We start from the raw sequence: 18,716 nt of genomic DNA on the forward strand, positions 1-18,716 counted from the left end.
GCAAGAAAACCACAGCGCGGTGTAGTTGTTCAGCATGTCAACATGTCACCGAAGTTCGTGGATCAGCTGATCTCAGCGTTGACAGACAACATGCCGAAGAATGCCGAGGACATGGCACCCGCTGACGCAGCAAGCTTGACGGGAGCGGGTCGTTTGATTTCAGCCAAGTTGGGACTCGCTCGCAACATCGACGGTCGACGACGAGGGTTCGAACAGCCTTGAGAACTAGGAGATGAACGGCCGCGATTGGGGATGCTGTGGGTCGAGCAGTCTTCGCATGACGGCCTGGTGCAGCTGGGGCCCAGGATTCTCCTGCCATGCGAGCCAGGTATGGACCACAGACTTCGTGACGTCAACGTCCCGCAGGGCCGCTCCCAGTCCGCGCGCCCCGTCAACACTGTGTCTGGCGTACTCCAAGAGTTCGGCGGCCGTGTCGGGGACGAGGCCGAGTAGGAATTCTTCCAAGGCGCCTTGGTGGCGGTTGTCCGGCATGATCCAGACGCCGAGCCAGGAACCGTCAGGCCGTTTTCGAACGAAGCCGTCTGGTGGTATCTGCTCAGGCAGATCGGCCATGTCGGGCAGCTCGGACTCGCATCGTTGCCGGATTGCATGCCAGCGCCCTGAAGCGTCGCCGTTGGCGTCGACGATCACGCCGAGCCGTTCGAGACCGCTGGCCTTGAATTCAGTCGAGATCGTTCCGGCTTTGAGGATGTTCTCGACGCCGCCCAAGTCATCGATGCACGGCACCCGACTTCCGACTTCGGCTTCTTTCCATGAGATTCCCTGCGCCTCGACGAGCTTTGGGATCAGCCTTAGTTCGGTTGCTCCCTCCACGAGCAGCTTCATGGCTGGTGTTCGCGTCTGGCTTGCCACCTAGCGGACCTCGAGACCGCGCTCTGCGGCCACCACAACCTCGTGCTCGCCGAAGCTGACACCGCTCCTGCCGTTCTCAGGTTCGATCCGGTGAATTGTCAGATCACCGGGCGGAACGGCGTCGGGATCAGCGACCGAGGCGAGGCTCTCGTAGCAGTCGCGGCTGTGGGTGGTGGCGAACACCTGCACGTCCAGGGACCTTGAGCGCTCGGCGAGCATCGTCCACATCTTCTGCATCACGGTGTAGTGCAGGCCCGTGTCGATCTCGTCCACTAGCAGCACCCCACCTCGCGCACGCGCTAATGCCAGCGCCAAGCCGAGCAATCGCCACATCCCGTCGCCGACACTGCCGATCGGAACGCGACCGTCGACGCCTTGCATCCGCAGGAGTATCCCGCCCCGCGCACTGCTGCCGAGCGGTGCACGTCTCGACGCGAGCACCGCAAGCCGCTCCACGCGAGGCTCGATGAGCCGCATGGCTTCCACCGCCCCGTCCTCAGCATCAGTCAGCACCACATCGTCGAAGATGTCGCCGACATCGCCGGGAACCAGACCGCCTGTGCCCACGAACTGGACCCGTGGGACGTCGTCGTCGGCACCCCAGCCATGCCGGGCCGGCTGCCGAACCGGCAGCATCCCGTCGGCCGTCAAAGCCGCCTGGAATTCGCCTTTTCGTTCACTGGACGTCCAAACAAGACGCCCTGGCGACTCGTCCGCAGCCTCCCTGGCGTCGTCATGAAGGGGCAGCCTTATCTGCACTTGTCCCATTTGCACCGATAGTTCTGCCGTGACTGCCCCAAGCTGCGAACCGGAGCCGGACCGTTGCCCCGACACGCGGATGCGCTCTGACATGTTTCGGTACGAGAACAACTGGGCGATGTCGTACACGCGGCCTTGATCCTCGTCCGGCAGCCATTCGCCGCGCAATTCGAGCACCGAGCGCAACACGCGGTAATCAGCCGCCGAGTGCAGCAGCCCGACGCATTCAAGCACCGAGGTCTTGCCCGAATTGTTCGATCCGACCAGCAGGTTCACCCGGCTCAAGCCTTCGAGCCGCACCTGTTCGAGACTCCGGAAGCCGCTGATCTCAATTGACGAGTACACGGCACTGCCCCCGGGCCCGAGGCCTCACTAGTGGCATCAATCCTACCGTCCCGCCTCCGCGTGGGTCTCCGCCGACGAGCGCCCACTGGCTGCTGGCCGGCTACGGTGGGAGGCGGCAACTTCCGTCAGCACTTCGGCATCACTTGGGAAGCCGCCGCAGCACACCGATGAGATTACATCGCTGAGCTGCTCTCGAGGTTCGTCCGATCAGCTAGCCCACGCTCGCTCTACCAACGAGGCGCCCACACCAATTCCGCCGCCGATGTAACGCTCTCGGCATTGGAGCGGCGCAACCTAGCCCCGGGCCCCGATCGCGGCCCTGACGGTCTCGCAAGCCCGGTTGCACTGCACTCAGGTACCGGGCCGCGCCTACGTCAGCAGCACACCTAGTCAACGCCACGAGTCGTCCCCCGGTGCCCTCAGGGCCGTTTCGGCTATTGGACCATATTGGGGGGGACCCGCCGGCCGGTGAGCGGCCGTCCTGTGGCTCTCAGGCGGCACTGAGGATGCTTGGGTCACCCGCGCCGTATCGGAGTCTCCCAAGGTCTCGCTTCCTGCGGTAATCGGTCGACGACTAACGGCGAAGACCCATGTGGAAACGGTGGTGTCGATTGGGGTCGATGGGGATGGGCGGAGACGCGAGGAGCCCCGGGGCGCAAACCCCGGGGCTCCTCGTCGTTGGTCTTCACCGACCCGGTGGGCAGGCCACCGATCGGTTCAGCTCAACTGTCAGCTAACTCCTACTCGGGAGCCTTGACGCTGCTGCTGCGGCCGATGCGAACCTGCGAGGCAGCGATCATGTTCTCATCGACCTTGATGGTCGTGGGTGCATCAATTGCGTAGCCGAGGGCGACCGGCGCAACTGCGTCAGGCGCTGTCAACGTTGCCAAGGCAAGGCCAGCTCGCACCTCGTCGGTCAGGCCATGGTTCGGGTCCGTCGGACTACCTGCTTGAGCGTCGACGACTCCAGCCTTCCCGGCGCGTTCAGCCGTTGCAGCCAGAATGTCTCCGAGCAGCTCGTTGTTCTCGCTGCCAGTCAAGCCGGTTGCGCTGATGTGGGCGTTGAACGTGACTTGGATCGCGACCTTGGTCTCGCCGCCAGCCAGCGCGCTGATTGACCATTCGTCGCTGTCGCTGGTGAGCAACTCGGCCAGCTTCACCGAAGTGGCAGCAGATGTCTTCGCCGACACGTGCTCGCTCGCTTTTTCCGGAATCCATGCGCTTCCTGCCGAGGACACCTGGGAGACAGCCGGCGAGCACATCGCATTCGCGTGGCGAACAGTCGGCGGGGACCTGCGCGATGCCGTCGACGCGTATCAGACCGAATCGGCCGGCTGCGAACGGTGACAATCCAGGTGCTGCATGCGTACGGTGACAACAGCCGTCTTGCGTGCGAACGGTGGCATCGGGTAGGTTGCGAGCATGGCGGCTGGGGCGGCGTTCGCGGTGCGCTCTGCGGGTTCGTTGGCGCGTGTGATCGCCGATCGCCGGGCGCTGTCGGGGTTCACGCAGAAGGCGCTCGCGGAAGCGGCTGGGGTGTCGCGCAAGCTGGTGTGCGATGCCGAGGCGGGCAAGCTGACCATGCAGGTCGACGGCCTTGTCAAGATCTGCCAAGCGCTCGGCTGCGATCTGGTGGTGCGCGTGGCCGAGCCGGGGCGCTTGGGCTATCGAGACGTGCTCGCGCCGCTGGAATGACCTCGGGGGTGCTCAGGGTGCGTCTGGGCGGCAGGCGTGCGGCGACGGTCGCCCCCACGGCGCACGGCCTGGTGCTCACCTATGAGGCGGACTACCTGGCCTTCGTCGAGGCGGTGCCGCTGTCGCTGTCGCTGCCGCTGCGAGCACAGCCCCATGAGGGGCGTCTGGTGACCGATTGGCTCGACGGCTTGCTGCCCGACCTGCCGACGCAGCGAGACCAGTGGCGCCGAGCCGCAGGTGCGGCTTCGTCGGACGCCTTCGACCTGCTCGCCTCGCCCATCGGCTCGGAGTGCGCCGGCGCAGTGCAGTTCGAGCGTGCCGAACCCGGCGACCCCGGCGATCCGTCGCGACCCGAATCGGCTCTGGTTCCGGTATCCGACGCCGAGCTCGCCGACACGTTGCGCGACATGAGCACCGGCGTGCTGACCGCAGGATGGCGCGACGACCCGCTGGCCAGCTTCAGCCTCGCGGGAACGATGCCGAAGCTGGCGCTGCGCCGCGAAGCCGGCCGCTGGCACAAGGCGCTCGGCGACGAGCCCACCACCCACATCTTGAAGCCCTCCATCGCCGTGTACCCGGGCCAGGCCGTGGGCGAGCATCTCGCGCTCGCGACCGCCCGACGGCTGGGCATCGCCGCGACCCGCACCGAGGTCGCCGACATCGGCGGCGTCGAGACCCTTGTCGTGGAGCGCTTCGACCGCGCCCGCCCGCCCGCAGCGCCGCGCACCGCGGCCCGCATCCATCAAGAGGACATGTGCCAGGCGCTGGGCCGCCCCGCCGCTCAGCGCTTCGAGCGCGACGGAGGCCCCTCGCCCGCCGAGATCGCAGCGCTGCTGCGCGCCTACAGCAGCAGCCCACACGACGACCTCGCCTCGTGGTTCGTGCGGCTCGTGTACTGCTGGGTCATCGTCGCCAACGACGCGCACGCCAAGAACCACGCGCTGATGCACCTGCCCGGCGCCCACTGCCGCCTCGCGCCGCTGTATGACACCGCGTCGTGGCTGCCCTACACCAGCCTGCACGCTTCAGAAGTACATCTCGCCATGTCCCTCGGCGGCCGCTTCCCAGCAGGCCACGGCGCCCGCCACGACGACTGGCGCCGCCTCGCACATGACTTCGGCCTCGACCCCGAGTGGGCTGTCGAGCAGGTGCAGCGAATCGCCTCGGACACATCGGCTCACCTGCTCGCCGAGATCGACTCCCTGCCCGCGCACTGCAGAGCCACTGGCCTCGCTTCGCACCTGCTCACCGCCATCACCCAACGCTGCGCAGACATCAACGCCTAAGCGATCCGACAGCCAACAGCGCCAGATCCCGCTCGGCCGAACCGCACAGCCACAGCGACCGCCAACCCACAGACATTCGGCGCAACCCGATGCGCAGACGCAAGGAGCCCCGGGTTCGAAACCCCGGGGCTCCTCGTTGTTGGTCTTCACCGATTGGCTGGGCAGGCCGCCGATCGGTTCAGATCAACTGTGCAGCCAACTCCTATTCGGGAGCCTTGACGCGTCAGGCCAAGCGAATCAGGTCTGTGCCGGCTCGGGGCGGGCGATGGTGCGGAAGGTGATCGAGACGCGTCGCTGACGTGCGATCTTGCGCCCATTGCAGATGTCTGTGCGCCGCTTGGCGATGCCATGGCGCCACTTCCAGCGTGCGTCGCCGTGGAGCAGGACGAGGCTGCGGGGCTCCAGCCGTTGCACGTACTCGTCGCCGGTCGCGCCACAGCCGAAGTCCATGTTGACCGCCGACCCCAGGCTCACGGTCGCGACGACCGGTCCGAAGCAGTCCCTGTCGATGTGGGGTGCAATGCCCTGGCCGGGCTCGTACTCGTTGACGATCGCCTGCTCGAAGGGGCGTTGTGCATCGAGCAGGTGCACCGCTTCTTCGGTTGCAGCTGCATGGATCTTGTGGGTGAGCTGCGTCAACCACTCCGGCAATGGCCCGATGCGGGCCGACTCGTCGAGCTTGCGGTTCGAATAGTCGTACTTGTATCCGAAGTGCAGCACGCGCCGCGAAATATCCGACAGCCACTCGGAGCTGTCGACCCGCGCAAGCAGTTCGGCTTCCTCGTGAGCTGTCAGGAACTCCGTGTGGTACTCGAGCCCCGATGGAGCGACGGCGGTGTCCTCAGCCAGCAGCGACAGTTGCTTGCTCATTTCCTCATGACCCAGTGCTCTGATTGAACCTGCCAGTTGGCGCTCTGGTCGTCCCACTGCACACGGCGTTCCGGAGAGCTGGCAGCGTCTCGCTGCGCCTGTGAGATCTCTCGCCATTGTTGTTGTATGACCTCCTCATAGAGGTGGTCGTAATCGACTGACATTTGGATTTCCCTCACAAGGTCAGTTGGTGGGCAGGCCACCGATCGGTTCAGTTCAACTGTGCACTCGCCGTGTCGGCACAGACGGTGCTTCGTCGATTCGTCCTCCGAATGCGGAACTAATCCAGCCACGAGACACCAGCAGGGGCCCGACGCGGCCCCCAGCAGACAGCGGTGCCGTCCGTGCGCAGTCCGCAGACGAAGTACCGGGCCGCAGCTAGGGCCGAGAACGTCCCGGTGGGTGTCGCCCTGCGCCCATGATGGATGCGGCACAGAACCGTTCCATCGGCGCGCACCCCGCAGGCGTGGTATCCGCCCACCGCGATGGCTGTGAACGTGCCGCTGAGCGATGTCGGTTCGAAACCCCAGCAGGTCACCGTGCCGTCAGCTCGCAGACCGCAGGTTTCGCTGAAGCCTGCCGAGATCGCGCTGAACGTACCCTCAGGAACGTCGCGCAGCACATCGTGGCCCCCGCCCCAGCACGCAGCCGTACCGTCGTCTCGCAGACCGCACGAGTGCGACTCGCCCACGTCGACCATCTCGAAGCTCCCCTGGGGAGCGTCGGTTTGGCCGAAGGTGTTGTCGCCCCAGCACACAACCGAGCCGCCACGTCTCACAGCGCACCAATGGTCGTGGCCAGCAAGTGCGGACAACGGGCTCGCGGGCGGCTCGATCAGTTGCCCCTCACTGGTGTGACGGCTCGAGCCCCAGCAGGCGATCATTGCGTCGGGCCGCAGTCCGCACGATTCGACGGCGGCGGCAACGACGCTCGTGAAGGCCCCGCCCGGCACATCAGTCTGGCCGAAGGCGTTGCCGCCCCAGCACACGACGGATCCTTCGCTTCGTACTGCGCATGCATGCTCCTCGCCGGCATCGATCGCCGTGAACGGTCCTTCGGGCGGCCGCGTCAGCGAGTTGATGTCAAACCCCCAGCACACGACGGCTCCGCTGTCGCGGACTGCGCACGAGTGTCCTGGCCCGGTGGCGATCGCACTGAACGTTCCGCCCGGTGCGTCGGTCTGGCCGCGGTCGTTGAGCCCCCAGCAAGCGATAGTCCCATTCGTGCGAAGACCGCAGTAGTGGTGCAGGTTTCCGTCGATCGCGACGAAGGCTCCCCGAGGCGGGTTCGTCTCTTGTAGGGCCAGACCCCAGCAGTCGATGGACTGGTCGGTCCCGATCGCGCATGCCGAAAAGTCCGCAGTCGCGATCGCCGTGTAGGCGCCACGAGGTGTATCGGCGATTCCGACGTGTTCGAGGAGGTCCTCCGAGCCCCAGCAGTCGATGGACTGGTCGGTCCGGATCGCGCACCCATGAGAAGTGCCTACGGCGACGGCGGAGAATGTGCCGGTGGGTGCGTTGGTGCTCGGTTCCCTGAGACCCGAACCCCAGCAGACCAGCGTTCCGCTGTCTCGAATCGCGCATACGCGGTGGATGCTGACGTCAATCGCGCTGAATGCGCCGTCCGGCACCGGCAAGTGCGGGTCGAAGGCAGCCCCCCAGCACACGACGGTCCCGTCGGTGTGCAGCCCACAGCTGTCCACATTGCCTGAAGAGATGGCTGTGAACTCTCCGGCAGGTACGTCGGACTGGTCGAACTGGTCGGCCCCCCAGCAGGCGACGGTGCTGTCGGTGCGCAGCCCGCACGAGAAGTTCCAACCGGCGGTGACTGCGTCGTATTTGTCGCCCTCGGATTGCTCCGTACTGGTGCCCGTCGTGGGTGGCGTGATGCCGAGGGCGTGGTAGCTGGCGCCGGCGGGACTTGCGATAGTCGTTCTTCGAGCCTGCGCTGCGTGAAGTGCAAGCTGTTCCTGAACGGTTTCGTCGCCCGAGTCGCCCGAGTCGCCCGAGTCGACGGTGCCGACGGTGTCGACGAGCACGACATGTGCAGGTTCGTGCTCGGCGAGCAATGCTGCCGTCGTGGCGCCGAGGGTGCCGTCCCGCTGGGTGTACACCACTGCGGCGCTGTCGAGCGCTGCGGCGACCGTGGCGGCGATGCCGACGTCGGCCAGATTCCAGCCGTTCGCCACCACCGCGGTGTCCGCGCCGGCCTCGAACGCATGCTGAGCGGTCAACGCCGCTGTCTCGGTGCGAGTAGCCCCTCCCAACCGCTGGGGAACTGCGTTGCCGACGGCCTGCTGGGCCTGGTCGTCGACCTCGCTGCTGAGCGCAGCAGTACCGCCCACGATCAGAATCCTCGCCGGCCGGTGTTCGCCGAGCACGTCGGCGGTGGGGTCGCCCAGCGAGTCCCTCGCCGCGTACAGCACTACATCGGCACGCCCGGAGGCCACGGCCGACGCCGCGGTGCCCACATCTGACAGCGACCAGCCGTTCGCGAGCACCACCGTGTCGACCGCACCGCTGCCCAGCACGCGCTCAGCAGCCAACGCAGCGGTGTGCACCCGGTCGGTGCCGGCGAGCCGCTCGATCCGCACGCTGCCCACGAGACGCCGCACCGCGGTCTCGATCTCGGCGGTCAACGCAGCGGTGCCGCCGACCAGGACGACCAGGTCGGGCTGCTGGGCGGCGATGACCGCCTCGGACTCGGCACCCAAGGCGTCGGCATCCTCGGCGAACACGACCGCGTCGCCCAGTCCTGCGGCCACCAGCGACGCTGCGGTGCCGATGTCGGACAGCGACGAGCTGTTCGCCACGACCAGCACATCCTCGGCCGCGCCGGAATGTGTATCGCCAGTCTGGGCGGACGCCGCCGTCGGCGTCAACATCCCAGCTAGCAGCAACACCACTGCGAGCAGGAGCCCCCGCGATGACCGTGACCGTTCCATGTGTCTACGCCTTCTTCTTGTTCGCCGACCCTGTCGTGGGCAGGGGTTCATCTTTGTGGTTCTCAGCAGGTGACGCGCTTGCCGAGACGACGCGAAGAGCCCCGGGGCGCAAACCCCGGGGCTCCTCGCTGTTGGTCTTTACCGACCCGGTGGGCAGGCCACCAATCGGCTCAGTTCAACTGTGCAACCAACTCCTAGTTATCCGTCGGTCGCACTCCAGGTACCGCTACTGAAGTCGACTCGAAGATCCGCACCTGCGACGAAGCGTTGAGCCTCTCGTCATCGCCGATAGCCGAGTCAGCCACATCGGTGCCTGCCGCAGGCGATGGCGTGTCGAGATCGTCGATGAAGCCGGTCGCCACATCAACTACCGCGACTGCCACGACCTCGGTCCTGTCGGTGTCGGGATCGTCCTTGAAGATCTGATCCTTGCCTCCGGCAGTGGTGACGACATCGCGTGCAGTGGGCAGCTGCTTCACATCCGTCACCCACAGATTGAACCGCAACTGCTTCGTCGCCGTCGCAACGGTGGGAGAGCCCGTATCCGTATCTGTGCCGTCACCGATATTCTTGAGATCCGTGCCTACGACTGCGTCATAGGCAGTACGACCTGCTGTCAACTCGCCAGATTCCAGAATGCCGTTGTCCGGGAAGCTGCCGCCGCCGTCGCCGTTGTCGAGGTTGACCTTGGTCCGGTCGAGTGTTGCAGCGAACACATCGAAGAACAGGGCCTCCTGGTGGATCATGTTGACGTAACCGTTGAAGTTCGTCTCGATGCCTACCGATGACTCACCGGTCACTTCACCGTCCGCGCGAGCATCCGGGGATGCGTCTTCGGAGAAGTCGTCGACGATGCGGTCGGCTTGGTGCTCGACCTGCCTGGTCAGATCAGCGATCAACATCTTGTTGTTGACGCTCCTGCCGCACGGTTCGTTGGCGGTCACCTCAGTGGTGTTGTTGAACGCCTCGAACATGCTGCTGAAGCCGCTGTGATCGTTCAGGGCGTCAACGAAATCGTCGTAGCGGATGGTGCCGTTGTTGATCCGCGCGCTCACGACATTGTCGATGCGGTTGACCCGCACGTCGATGTCGATCTCGTTGTCCTTGTCCCAGGTGCTGGCCTTGTCCACGACGAAGCTCCAGTCGTTGCCAGCCGCGCCTGCCGCTGCGCCGTCGGACAGCGCCTTGATCCACAGTTTCGAGCCTTCGCCGGCAACCGAGTCCTTGATCTTGACTTCCATCTGCCTGTAGTCATCGACGTCGCTCATGCGCACCGAAGTGATCTTCGGATTCTGAGGCGGAACCACTGCGGACACCGAAACCGAACGGTTGCGGTTGCCCGCAGCGTCCTCGAACACGGCATTCTTGACCGTGATCCGGTCCCGTCGCTCCAAGAGCATCTGAACGTTGTCTTCATCCTGGTCGAGCAAGAAGGTGAAGGTGGCAGAGCCGACCTGATCGGTCAGGGTGCCTGTCATGCTGCCGATCTTGTTTTCGTCGGCGGCGTCGAGCACGATGTCGATCGCGGACTCGTCGTCGTTGGCGTCGACGAACGTGAACACCCTCGCGCCATTGCTGTCGCGGGTGTTGCGCACCAAGTGATCGGGGTAGTAGTTCAGCAACATCGGGTCCGGTGAGTCGGTGACGGTCACCCGGAACCCGGGTTGGCCGACGAGCGCTTCGATGCTCACCGTGGGCCGTGTCGTGTCCGCTGCAGCTTGAACGGTCTCCGACGTCGGCACGACTGTCCGCTCGTCGTCGGAGTCACCGAGCTTGATGCCGGACTCGACGATGGAAACGGTGTTGCCGACCTTCAGCTCCGCACCTGCGATCAATGTCACCTGGATCACGTCCAGATTGCACTGGTCGTTGTCGCCGGCCGCATGCTGGATCGGCTTGCGAGCCGGGGTGAAGCCAACCACTTCGACGTCGAGTATGCCCAGTCGTGCGGGCACGCCGTTGATCTCGAGCATGTCGCGGATCTTGGTCTCGACATCCTTGGTGGCGATGTCATCGCTGAAGTGCAGCCAGAACGTCTGCCCCGGATCAGCGGGAGCGTCCGCATCGGGGTCGCTCGCATGCAGCGAAGCATCCGCAACAGTCGCGGAGCCGCTGATCTGGACCGTCAACTGCTCATCGGACTGTGCTGCGGCCGTTGCTGCCTCCATCACGCTGGCGCTCACCGCAGCGGTGCCGCCGATCGCGACGATGCTCAGGTTGATCTTGTCGCCGTTGTCGTACTCCGCCGGAGTGGCTGTGAGGTAGTCGCGCACCGACGCGGGCAGTGTGTCGCCCACGATCAGGATCGGGACCAGGTCGCCGCTGTTGGCATAGGTGCTCGCGAGCACCGGTGCCGCGGTGACCCCGTCAGGCAGCGCGTCGCGGTGCACGAGGGCCACGGTGTCGGTCGACACCGGGGCGAGATCGTCCATGCAACTGTCAGCGCTGTCATCGGTCATCAGCTCTGCGAGCGCGACCGAGGTGGCTGCCGGCGTGTCGCCGGCAATGCGGTCCACGTTGGAGACGCCAGCGTCGGCGAGAGCGGTCTCGATGTCTTCAGAGACGCTGTCGGTGCCGCCCACGATGACGATCTGCTCGATGCTCTCAGCCTCGATGAAGTCGGCTGTGGCGTCGGGAAGCCCGTCGGCTGCGGTCATCAGCACCGGCAGCTGCAGACGATGAGCGATCGGGCCCACCATGACAGCGTTGATCAGCTCGTCGGACTCGCCGCTCACCAGCAGCGCGGCGACCTCGTCGCCGCCGCACCACGAGGCCGAGGCTCCCAGCTGGGAAGCAATCGCAGCAGCAGTCGCGTACCGGTCAGCGCCCTCAATGCGCTGAACCGAAGGCTCGTTGGCAAGGGCCTCCATGTCCTCGAGGACCGAGTCGGCGATAGCAGCGCTGCCGCCCAGGACGTAGATGCTCTCCACGCCGTAGTCCTCGATGAAGTCGGCCACGCCGGGGGTCAGGCTGTCCGCTTTGGTCAGCAGCACCGGGGCGTCCATGAAGCCCGCCAGGCCCGACACCGAAACGGCGTCGACCAGCGAGAGGCCAGAAGCCACAAACGCGGTAGGCACCCCGCCAAGGCCGCCTCGGCCGTCGGCGAAGTTCTTCGCGAGGCGAAGCGCAGTGTCATAGCGGTCGCGACCGCCGAACTCACGGGCGTCACCGACGCCGTCGTCGTTCGTGTCAACGAGCGCCTCTTGAGATGTGTTTGCGGCTTGGACCGGTGATCCCGCAACGACCGCCAGCACCGATGCCATCAGCATCGCCGCCAAGATCGCTGCGAAAGAGCGCCTGCCCCGCCGCCTCGTTCGAGTATTCAAGGTTCTGTTTCTCCTTGTTCCACTCCGAGGGCGCGAAAACAGGCACTGAAACGGGTTCAGATCACATCTGCGGGATGCTGATTTGCGAAGCAGATCTGCGTTGTCGGTGGGTAACGAACAGGGCATCTTTGGAGGTCGGCGGGGAACAGCGCGGAGCCGTGCTGCCGGACAGGACCGGCGTTGAGAGCAACACGTTGCGTTGCTTCTTGGTTGCGGTAGTCTGGTCGGGTGGCCAGCATGGACGACCTGCTCGAAGGGGGCTTGGGCGAAGCCGCGCAGATGGCTGCTGAGATGGTGCCCGACGTTGTCGCCGCTTTGGATCGCCTGGTGCCGATGCTCGGCGGCTACGCGAATCCCGCGGTGCTGCGACGGTTCCACAGCAACATCGAGTCGGCGGCCTTGGCGCTGTGCGATCTGTCATCCCGGGATCGGGCTGGGGGGCATTCGCCTGCGGTGGTGTATTCGCTGCTGAGGCCCGCGTTCGTGCAGCTGCCGTGGATTGCGCCGTCGGCTGACGGCATCGGTGTCATCACCGTGCTCGTCGACAGGGTGCGAGGCCTCGTCGGCGGGCTGCCGCATCAGTGCGTGCGCGCTCGCAGCGGCATCGACGAGCACTACTTGTCGTGGTTCTCCAAGGCCATGGGCGACATCGACTTCGAGCGCAAGAGCGCCACGCCGCTGCGCAGAGCGATGGACACCCTGGACCTGACCAGCAGCGCCATGGCCGAGGTCATGGGCGTCACACGCCAGGCAGTCGACAAATGGCTCCTCAGCGGGCCGCCGCCCGAGCGGCTCCCCAAGATCGGGACCGTTGTCAAGATCGCCGATGTGCTCCGGTACCGGCTGCGCGAGGGAATGCCGCCGATCGCGGCGCGACGCCCCGCCGCTGCGTACGGGGATCGCACCATGCTCGAGCTGATCGCCTCCAACGAGCATGAATGGCTGCTCGGCGACATCGAGGAGATGTTCGACTACTCCACTGTCGCATGAAGATGGCGACGGCGAGAATCGGGGGCCGCCATCTGCGCATCGTGGACTGGCACTGGCCCGATCCGCTCGACACGACCTACGCGGCAAGACCTCCGGGACGCAGATGGAACCCGCCCGGGCTGCGATGCCTGTATCTCAGCGCAGACATCGAAACAGCCCGAGCGAACGCGATGGCACGTTTCGCCGGCCGTCCGGTCAGCATCGACGAAATAGACCCCGCAAGCGCTCCCCATCTCGTAGAAGTCGAGATCCCCGCAGGCATCGCCGCCGATGCGTTCACCCAAACAGGACTGGCATCGCTCGGGCTGCCAGCCAGCTACCCGCACCAAGCCGACGGGACCGTTGTGCCCCACAGCACATGCCAGCCGATAGGCCAGGCCGCCTATCAAGCGGGGCTCAACGGAGTCGATTGCCGCTCAGCGGTCGCGAACGGCCGACGCGAGCTCGCATGGTTCTCCGACACAGGCACCGCCCGGGTCGTCTCCCGAGAACCGCAGCCCCAATGGTGGTAGGCACACAATAGGTCCGCGACCCAAACCGTCGAACAGCCCGCCCCGACGGACACGGAGTGACCTCCGAGGAACTGCGCGAACGAATCGCCACGCTCCGTGGCGACCGGTGACGACGCGGCCGGCTGGCTCTGGCTCGATCTCGACGAGCCGCTGGACAGGCGGGCGGCAGCCAGAGGCCCAGACGAGGTCATCGCTGCACACGAAGCGCTCCTGCGAATCTCAGACGCGCCGCTCGATGCCCGCCCCCGAACCAGACTGTCGGGAGGCGTATCGCCGCTGCTGCGATATGTCGACGACGGCGACCTGCGCGTCGTGTTCCTGGTCACGCACCCCATCGTCGCCGACGGTCTGAGGCTCATCGCCCTCATGGCGCGCTAGGACCCTCCGCGGACACTCCGGCCGGCCTGTTTCTCGCAGCCGGCAACGCGAAGAGCCCCGGGACCGAAGTCCCGGGGCTCCTCTCAGCCTTGGCTGTGCCGGCTAGGCGGGCAGGCCGCCAGCCGGATCAGTCACGGCTACTGAACAGAGGTGCTCACCACGATCCGCGTCTGCGAATCGTCGTTGAGCAGTTCGTTGTCAGTCGAAACCTGGTCTGAGGCTTCGCCGATTTTCGGATCCGCAGCGTTGTCGTTGATGAAGACCAAGACCCACGCGTCGTCGTCGAACCTGACGCTGACGGTCTTGTCCCGGCTGTTGACCCTGACATCGATGTCCAGATCATTGTCGGCGTCCCAAGTGCTCGCCTTGTCGAACACGAACGACCAGTCATTGCCAGCAGCGCCAGCAGCAGCACCGTCCGCGTTCGCCGTGATCCACACCTGGGAATCGGCGGCGATGATTGCGGTTTCGCCGTCGCCGCCTGCGACGGCGTCGGGGATCCGCAGCGCCATGTGGCTCTGGACGCGGCCCACGCCCACGGTGTACTTGGGCTGGCTCATGCGCACCGAAGTCACCTTGGCATCGGTCGGCGGCAGGATCGCTGCCTGTGTGACAGACCGGTTGCGGTTCCCGAAGCCGTCCTCGAACACAGCGTTCTTGACCGTGATCCGGTCACGACGCTCCAAGGTCATCTGCACGCCGTCTTCGTCCACGCCGAGCATCACCCGGTAGGCACGAACTCGGTGAAGAGGATGAGGATTAATCCGGAAGATCCGCTTGATATCGGCAATGGCGGCGTTGCCATCGCCATCTGCATCGGTCAGTTCCTCGATGCTGGAGGGAAGGATCTCGTTGTCGCCTGCGGCAGAGAACACGATGTCGTTGATCGCTGCCTTGTTGTCGGCGTCGTTGTGGATGAGATCCCTCACGCGGTCTTCGTCCCGTGTGTTGTCCAAGTCCTTGGGCCGCCAGTCGTCGAACGACACGATGAAGCCGGGCTGGCCGACGAGCGCGAGAATGTTGACGTTCGGGTTGGTCGTGTCCGGCGGTGTCGTGGGCACGGTCACCGACGCGGGCACCACGTCGCGTTCGTCATCGTTGTCGCCGAGCTTGATGCTCGAATCGGTGATCGAGACCGTGTCGCCCTCTTTCAGCGGAGCATCGTCCAACAGCGTCACCTGGATGATGTCCAGGCTGCACTGATTGCCGCCACCGGTGTGGTGCTGGATCGGCATCCGAGTCGGCGCGTCGTAGCCGTCGACGTCCGCGCCGAGCGCGCCCAGCCGGGCCGGCGCGCCGTTCACTTCGAGGATGTCGCGGATCTTGGTCTCGACATCCTTGGTCGCGATGTCGTCGCTGAAGTGCAGCCAGAACGTCCTGCCCGGATCCGCGGTAGTGATTGCCGGGCTTGCAGCCGCGCGTTCTACGACTGTGCCCCGCTTGTCGGTGGCCGACAGCGGCCAGTCCGGGTCTTCTGGGCTGCCGCTGATCTTGACGGTGAGCTGATCCTCCGACACGGCCGCAGCGGTCGCGGCCTCCATGACGCTGTCGCTGATGACAGCGGTGCCGCCGATGGCGACGATGCTCAGGTTGATCTTGTCGCCGTTGGCGTACTCGGCGTCGGTTGCGGCGAGATAGTCGCGCACCGACGCGGGCAGCGTGTCGCCCACGATCAGCATCGGGACCAAGTCTCCGCTGTTGGCGTATGTGCTGGCCAGCACCGGCGCCGCGGTGACGCCGTCGGGCAGCGCGTCACGGTGTACAAGCGCCACGGTCTCGACCGACACAGGAGCCAGATCTGCCGCGCAGTCGCCGGTCATCAGCTCCGCGATAGCGACCGAGGTCGCCGCGGGCGTGTCGCCCGCGATGCGTTCGATGTTGTCCACGCCGGCGTCTGTCAGCGCGCTCTCGACATCATCGGACACACTGTCGGTGCCGCCGATGATCACGACATGCTCGACATCCTCAGCCTCGATGAAATCGGTCGTGGCCGAAGGCAACTCATCGGCCGCGGTCAACAGCACAGGCAGCTGCAAGCGATGCGCGACCGGACCGACCATCATCGCCCCGGCCAGCGACACATCGCCGCCGTTCGCGAGAATCGCAGCCACGTCTTCGCCGCCGCACCACGAACCAGAACCGCCCAGCTCCGAAGCAATCGCAGCAGCAGTCGCATACCGATCTTGACCCTCGATGCGGGTCACCGTCGGCTCGTTGGCCAGGGCCTCCATGTCCTCGAGGACCGAGTCGGCAACAGCAGCGCTGCCGCCCAGGACGTAGACAGTGCCCACGCCGTAGTCCTCGAGGAAGTCAGCCACGCGTCCGTTGAGGCTGTCAGCGGGCGTCAGCAGCACCGGGGCGTCCAAGAAACCCGCCAGACCGGACACCGAAACGGCGTCGACGAGCGAGACGCCAGAAGCCACAAAGGCTGTCGGCACGCCGCCGAGACCGCCGCGGCCAGTCGCGAAATTCTCCGCGAGGCGAAGCGCTGTGTCGTAACGGTCACGACCGCCGAACTCACGGGCGTCACCGACGCCGTCGTCGTTCGTGTCGACGAGCGCTTCGCCAGATGTGTTTGCGGCTTGGGCTGGGGAGCCTGCTACGACCGCAAGCACCGATGCCATGAGCATCGCCGCCAAGATCGCTGCGAGCGAGCGCCTGCCCCGCCGCTTGTGAGTAGTGTTCAAGGTTCTGTTGCTCCTTGTTCGGCTCGGACAGGCCGAAATCGGGTGCTGAAACAGACCGAGATCACTTCATGGCAGACGCCATTTGTTGTGGGTTCTTGAGGTGTTCGCCGGCCGACATCCCGGTGTTTTGGGTGATCACCGGCGGCGAAGAGCGGTCAGGCAATTTCGCCCGGTTCGGTCCGCGCACCGTGCTCGCTAGGCGGTATCGAGTTCTCGTACCGCTGCGATGGCGTCCTCGAAGGTGGGGGCAGCACCCCAGACGGTCAATTCGACGGCGTTCGCGAAGCCTTCGCTGAGAGCCGTGTTGGCGTCGGTGCCGAGCTTGAAGGCGGGACTGGCCCCGTACCCTTCATCGGGGCGCGGCACCGGTGTGCGTATTCCGGCTGCTGCTCGTTGCCCCAGCTGCGGAACGCGTTCGCGGATCGCATCCGCGTGCTCGGAGCCTGCGAGGGCCCAGAGGTCATAGAGGTCGCGGCCTCTGTCGACCATGCCCTGGAGGTCGCCCGTGACGGCTCGACGGTGCATCGCGTCGAGCTTGTTGGCGGCGGTCCATTCGGGGCGCACGCACGCAATGCGGAAGCCGCCGACTTCGGGATGCTCAGCTGAGAGATCGACGCCGGAGTGAATCGCGATCAGCGAGTTCACCCCTTGAGCCGTCACGAGGCCGTCGTCAGGTCCTTCTAGTGCGGTCTCGACCCTCAGGAACCCCGGCTTGCCCGCCAGATCGATGGCGGTCGTCCTCACATGGCGTCCCAGGGTGCTGCGACCGGCCGCTTCGACGGACTCGCACATCGCTGTGCTGATGCGACGATGGACTGCTGCGAACGCGTTCACGGACAGCGGCTCGTCCGCGAACAGGTTCCCGTCGATGTCCTCGGAGTAGCGCTCCGCCACCCGCCACGCGGCGGTCAACGACGTGCCGCCGCCGAACGCCCATCGACCGACTCGACGATCGGGCTGTCTCGCATTGCGCGCAGGCACCACGACCTCGCCGTCCTCCAACAGCACGGACCGCACGCCGTGCAGCGCCCGCACCAGCCAGTAGTCATGAACCACCTGGCCGACCTCGAGACCAGTCGCGGCCGCCGTCGCATGGGTCGCCTCAGCGAATCTCTGCCGGTCCGAAGCCAAGCCCGACAGGGCGAACGGCATCACTCTCGCGAGCGAGTCGTCCGAAAGCGCACGGTCCTGCATCAGCGGTCGCCGCGCCGCACGGCTCTAGCGCGCACAGCGTGCCAGCGCGTCGCAGACCTCGCCTATGCGCTCATGGAACACTCTGGGATGGTTGAGCTCTGCCTGGGCGGCCCACCTGATCGCGTCGGCCCGCAGCGTCGGCCGAGGGAGGCCGAGCCGCTCATGGACCTCGCCCGACTCGATCGACCTGACCGCATCGCTCCACGGGCACGACTCCATCTGCCCGAAGAAGCGGTTCGCCTCCAGCAGCGTCACCTCGCCGGCCGACAGCTCCGACCGTCGAGAATTGCTCCGGCGGCTGAACCCGAAACGCGGCCAGGGCGACGTGGGCGGACGTCCCAAGGTAGCGAAGTCGAACCTGCTGGGCAGCTGAAGGCTCCACCCGACCCGGTTGAGGGCGAACAAGCGCGCACCGCCGCCTCCCGGCCCTGCAAGCTTCAGCGCGCCCCGCACGTGGTCGCTGAACGGCGGCCTGAAATCGTCGTCCTCGTGCCACAGCTTGCAATAGAAGCCCTGCATCTCGCGGTGGACGGGGCTGGTGCCGTCTGCCGCGAGCCGGCTCAGAAGCGGCCGCACGACATCGGATCTTCCCGGCACCTCCGATGCGAAGAAGAACTCGCCGCCCCGCAGATCGCGAAGCCATGCTCGGGCCAGCGAAGTCGCCGTGGGCATGACCTCACGCTAGGCCGGCAACCCAACAAATGCAACATATTCAGTCAAGGTGCCGGAGTGATCCCAAGGGCGCCGACGCGACCCGAGCCGCGCCTCGCGCCCCAACCGGGGCACCCTCAACCCCTGCCGCCCAGCACGCCATCTCCGAAACCGCGCCCGCAAACGCCCGGTCCCGCCGCGCGATG

General features: G+C 65.8%; 15 protein-coding genes. 6 read left to right on the forward strand and 9 right to left on the reverse strand.

The features are described 5' to 3' along the window. Positions 1–225: 225 nt before the first annotated feature. The 3 genes from ACOOHB_RS16250 to ACOOHB_RS16260 form a co-directional block, all read right to left on the reverse strand. Positions 226–873, reverse strand: coding sequence for a DUF3226 domain-containing protein (locus tag ACOOHB_RS16250; protein ID WP_420445847.1), 648 nt, complete (start codon positions 871–873; stop codon positions 226–228). Beyond that, on the reverse strand, positions 874–1,977 hold the full coding sequence (locus ACOOHB_RS16255; protein ID WP_420445848.1) for an AAA family ATPase: 1,104 nt from the start codon (positions 1,975–1,977) through the stop codon (positions 874–876). It abuts the gene before it with no gap. A gap of 740 nt (positions 1,978–2,717) precedes the next feature. After that, positions 2,718–3,137 carry a hypothetical protein gene (locus ACOOHB_RS16260; protein WP_420445849.1) on the reverse strand — a complete coding sequence of 140 codons (420 nt, stop codon included), beginning with the start codon at positions 3,135–3,137 and terminating at the stop codon, positions 2,718–2,720. A gap of 4 nt (positions 3,138–3,141) precedes the next feature. Between ACOOHB_RS16260 and ACOOHB_RS16265 the strand changes: the two genes are divergently transcribed. From ACOOHB_RS16265 to ACOOHB_RS16275, 3 genes are all read left to right on the forward strand, one after another. After that, positions 3,142–3,324, forward strand: a complete 183-nt coding sequence (locus ACOOHB_RS16265; protein WP_420445850.1) for a hypothetical protein — start codon at positions 3,142–3,144, stop codon at positions 3,322–3,324. Positions 3,325–3,399: 75 nt separating this feature from the next. Then, positions 3,400–3,672: a helix-turn-helix transcriptional regulator gene (locus ACOOHB_RS16270; protein WP_420445851.1), complete on the forward strand. Its 273-nt coding sequence runs from the start codon at positions 3,400–3,402 to the stop codon at positions 3,670–3,672. After that, positions 3,669–4,958 carry a HipA domain-containing protein gene (locus ACOOHB_RS16275; RefSeq protein WP_420445852.1) on the forward strand — a complete coding sequence of 430 codons (1,290 nt, stop codon included), beginning with the start codon at positions 3,669–3,671 and terminating at the stop codon, positions 4,956–4,958. Before ACOOHB_RS16270 ends, ACOOHB_RS16275 begins: the two co-directional genes overlap by 4 nt. Before the next feature lie 237 nt (positions 4,959–5,195). Here ACOOHB_RS16275 and ACOOHB_RS16280 read toward each other — a convergent pair whose 3' ends face one another. From ACOOHB_RS16280 to ACOOHB_RS16290, 3 genes are all read right to left on the reverse strand, one after another. After that, positions 5,196–5,828, reverse strand: a complete 633-nt coding sequence (locus tag ACOOHB_RS16280; protein ID WP_420445853.1) for an alpha-ketoglutarate-dependent dioxygenase AlkB — start codon at positions 5,826–5,828, stop codon at positions 5,196–5,198. A gap of 280 nt (positions 5,829–6,108) precedes the next feature. After that, a complete protein-coding gene (locus ACOOHB_RS16285) occupies positions 6,109–8,772 on the reverse strand; it encodes a cell wall-binding repeat-containing protein (protein ID WP_420445854.1) in 2,664 nt (887 codons plus the stop codon). 194 nt (positions 8,773–8,966) lie between these two features. Then, positions 8,967–12,041, reverse strand: a complete 3,075-nt coding sequence (locus tag ACOOHB_RS16290; RefSeq protein WP_420445855.1) for a cell wall-binding repeat-containing protein — start codon at positions 12,039–12,041, stop codon at positions 8,967–8,969. 285 nt (positions 12,042–12,326) lie between these two features. Here ACOOHB_RS16290 and ACOOHB_RS16295 point away from each other — a divergent pair, with 285 nt between their 5' ends. The 3 genes from ACOOHB_RS16295 (at position 12,327) to ACOOHB_RS16305 (ending at position 13,978) form a co-directional block, all read left to right on the forward strand. Next, positions 12,327–13,088, forward strand: a complete 762-nt coding sequence (locus ACOOHB_RS16295) for a helix-turn-helix domain-containing protein (protein WP_420445856.1) — start codon at positions 12,327–12,329, stop codon at positions 13,086–13,088. Continuing rightward, complete coding sequence (locus ACOOHB_RS16300; RefSeq protein ID WP_420445857.1) at positions 13,085–13,600, forward strand: RES domain-containing protein; 516 nt, start codon at positions 13,085–13,087, stop codon at positions 13,598–13,600. Before ACOOHB_RS16295 ends, ACOOHB_RS16300 begins: the two co-directional genes overlap by 4 nt. A gap of 96 nt (positions 13,601–13,696) precedes the next feature. Next, positions 13,697–13,978, forward strand: coding sequence for a hypothetical protein (locus ACOOHB_RS16305; protein ID WP_420445858.1), 282 nt, complete (start codon positions 13,697–13,699; stop codon positions 13,976–13,978). A gap of 137 nt (positions 13,979–14,115) precedes the next feature. Here ACOOHB_RS16305 and ACOOHB_RS16310 read toward each other — a convergent pair whose 3' ends face one another. The 3 genes from ACOOHB_RS16310 to ACOOHB_RS16320 all read right to left on the reverse strand — a co-directional run bounded on the left by ACOOHB_RS16310 (position 14,116) and on the right by ACOOHB_RS16320 (position 18,531). Continuing rightward, positions 14,116–16,665: a cell wall-binding repeat-containing protein gene (locus ACOOHB_RS16310; protein WP_420445859.1), complete on the reverse strand. Its 2,550-nt coding sequence runs from the start codon at positions 16,663–16,665 to the stop codon at positions 14,116–14,118. A 195-nt stretch (positions 16,666–16,860) separates the two neighbouring features. Beyond that, entirely contained in the window at positions 16,861–17,859 is a 999-nt protein-coding gene (locus tag ACOOHB_RS16315; protein WP_420445860.1) for a nucleotidyl transferase AbiEii/AbiGii toxin family protein, read from the reverse strand. Between the two features lie 24 nt (positions 17,860–17,883). Further along, complete coding sequence (locus ACOOHB_RS16320; RefSeq protein WP_420445861.1) at positions 17,884–18,531, reverse strand: hypothetical protein; 648 nt, start codon at positions 18,529–18,531, stop codon at positions 17,884–17,886. Positions 18,532–18,716: the final 185 nt, after the last annotated feature.

This window comes from Candidatus Poriferisodalis sp., assembly GCF_965215815.1.
Taxonomy (GTDB): domain Bacteria; phylum Actinomycetota; class Acidimicrobiia; order Acidimicrobiales; family Poriferisodalaceae; genus Poriferisodalis.

Coding starts and splice junctions, on each gene's coding strand:
- ACOOHB_RS16300 (WP_420445857.1), top strand. CDS start 13,085: ATGAAGATGGCGACGGCGAGAATCGGGGGCCGCCATCTGCGCATCGTG.
- ACOOHB_RS16275 (WP_420445852.1), top strand. CDS start 3,669: ATGACCTCGGGGGTGCTCAGGGTGCGTCTGGGCGGCAGGCGTGCGGCG.
- ACOOHB_RS16285 (WP_420445854.1), bottom strand. CDS start 8,772: ATGGAACGGTCACGGTCATCGCGGGGGCTCCTGCTCGCAGTGGTGTTG.
- ACOOHB_RS16315 (WP_420445860.1), bottom strand. CDS start 17,859: ATGCAGGACCGTGCGCTTTCGGACGACTCGCTCGCGAGAGTGATGCCG.
- ACOOHB_RS16280 (WP_420445853.1), bottom strand. CDS start 5,828: ATGAGCAAGCAACTGTCGCTGCTGGCTGAGGACACCGCCGTCGCTCCA.
- ACOOHB_RS16320 (WP_420445861.1), bottom strand. CDS start 18,531: ATGCCCACGGCGACTTCGCTGGCCCGAGCATGGCTTCGCGATCTGCGG.
- ACOOHB_RS16290 (WP_420445855.1), bottom strand. CDS start 12,041: ATGCTGATGGCATCGGTGCTGGCGGTCGTTGCGGGATCACCGGTCCAA.
- ACOOHB_RS16270 (WP_420445851.1), top strand. CDS start 3,400: ATGGCGGCTGGGGCGGCGTTCGCGGTGCGCTCTGCGGGTTCGTTGGCG.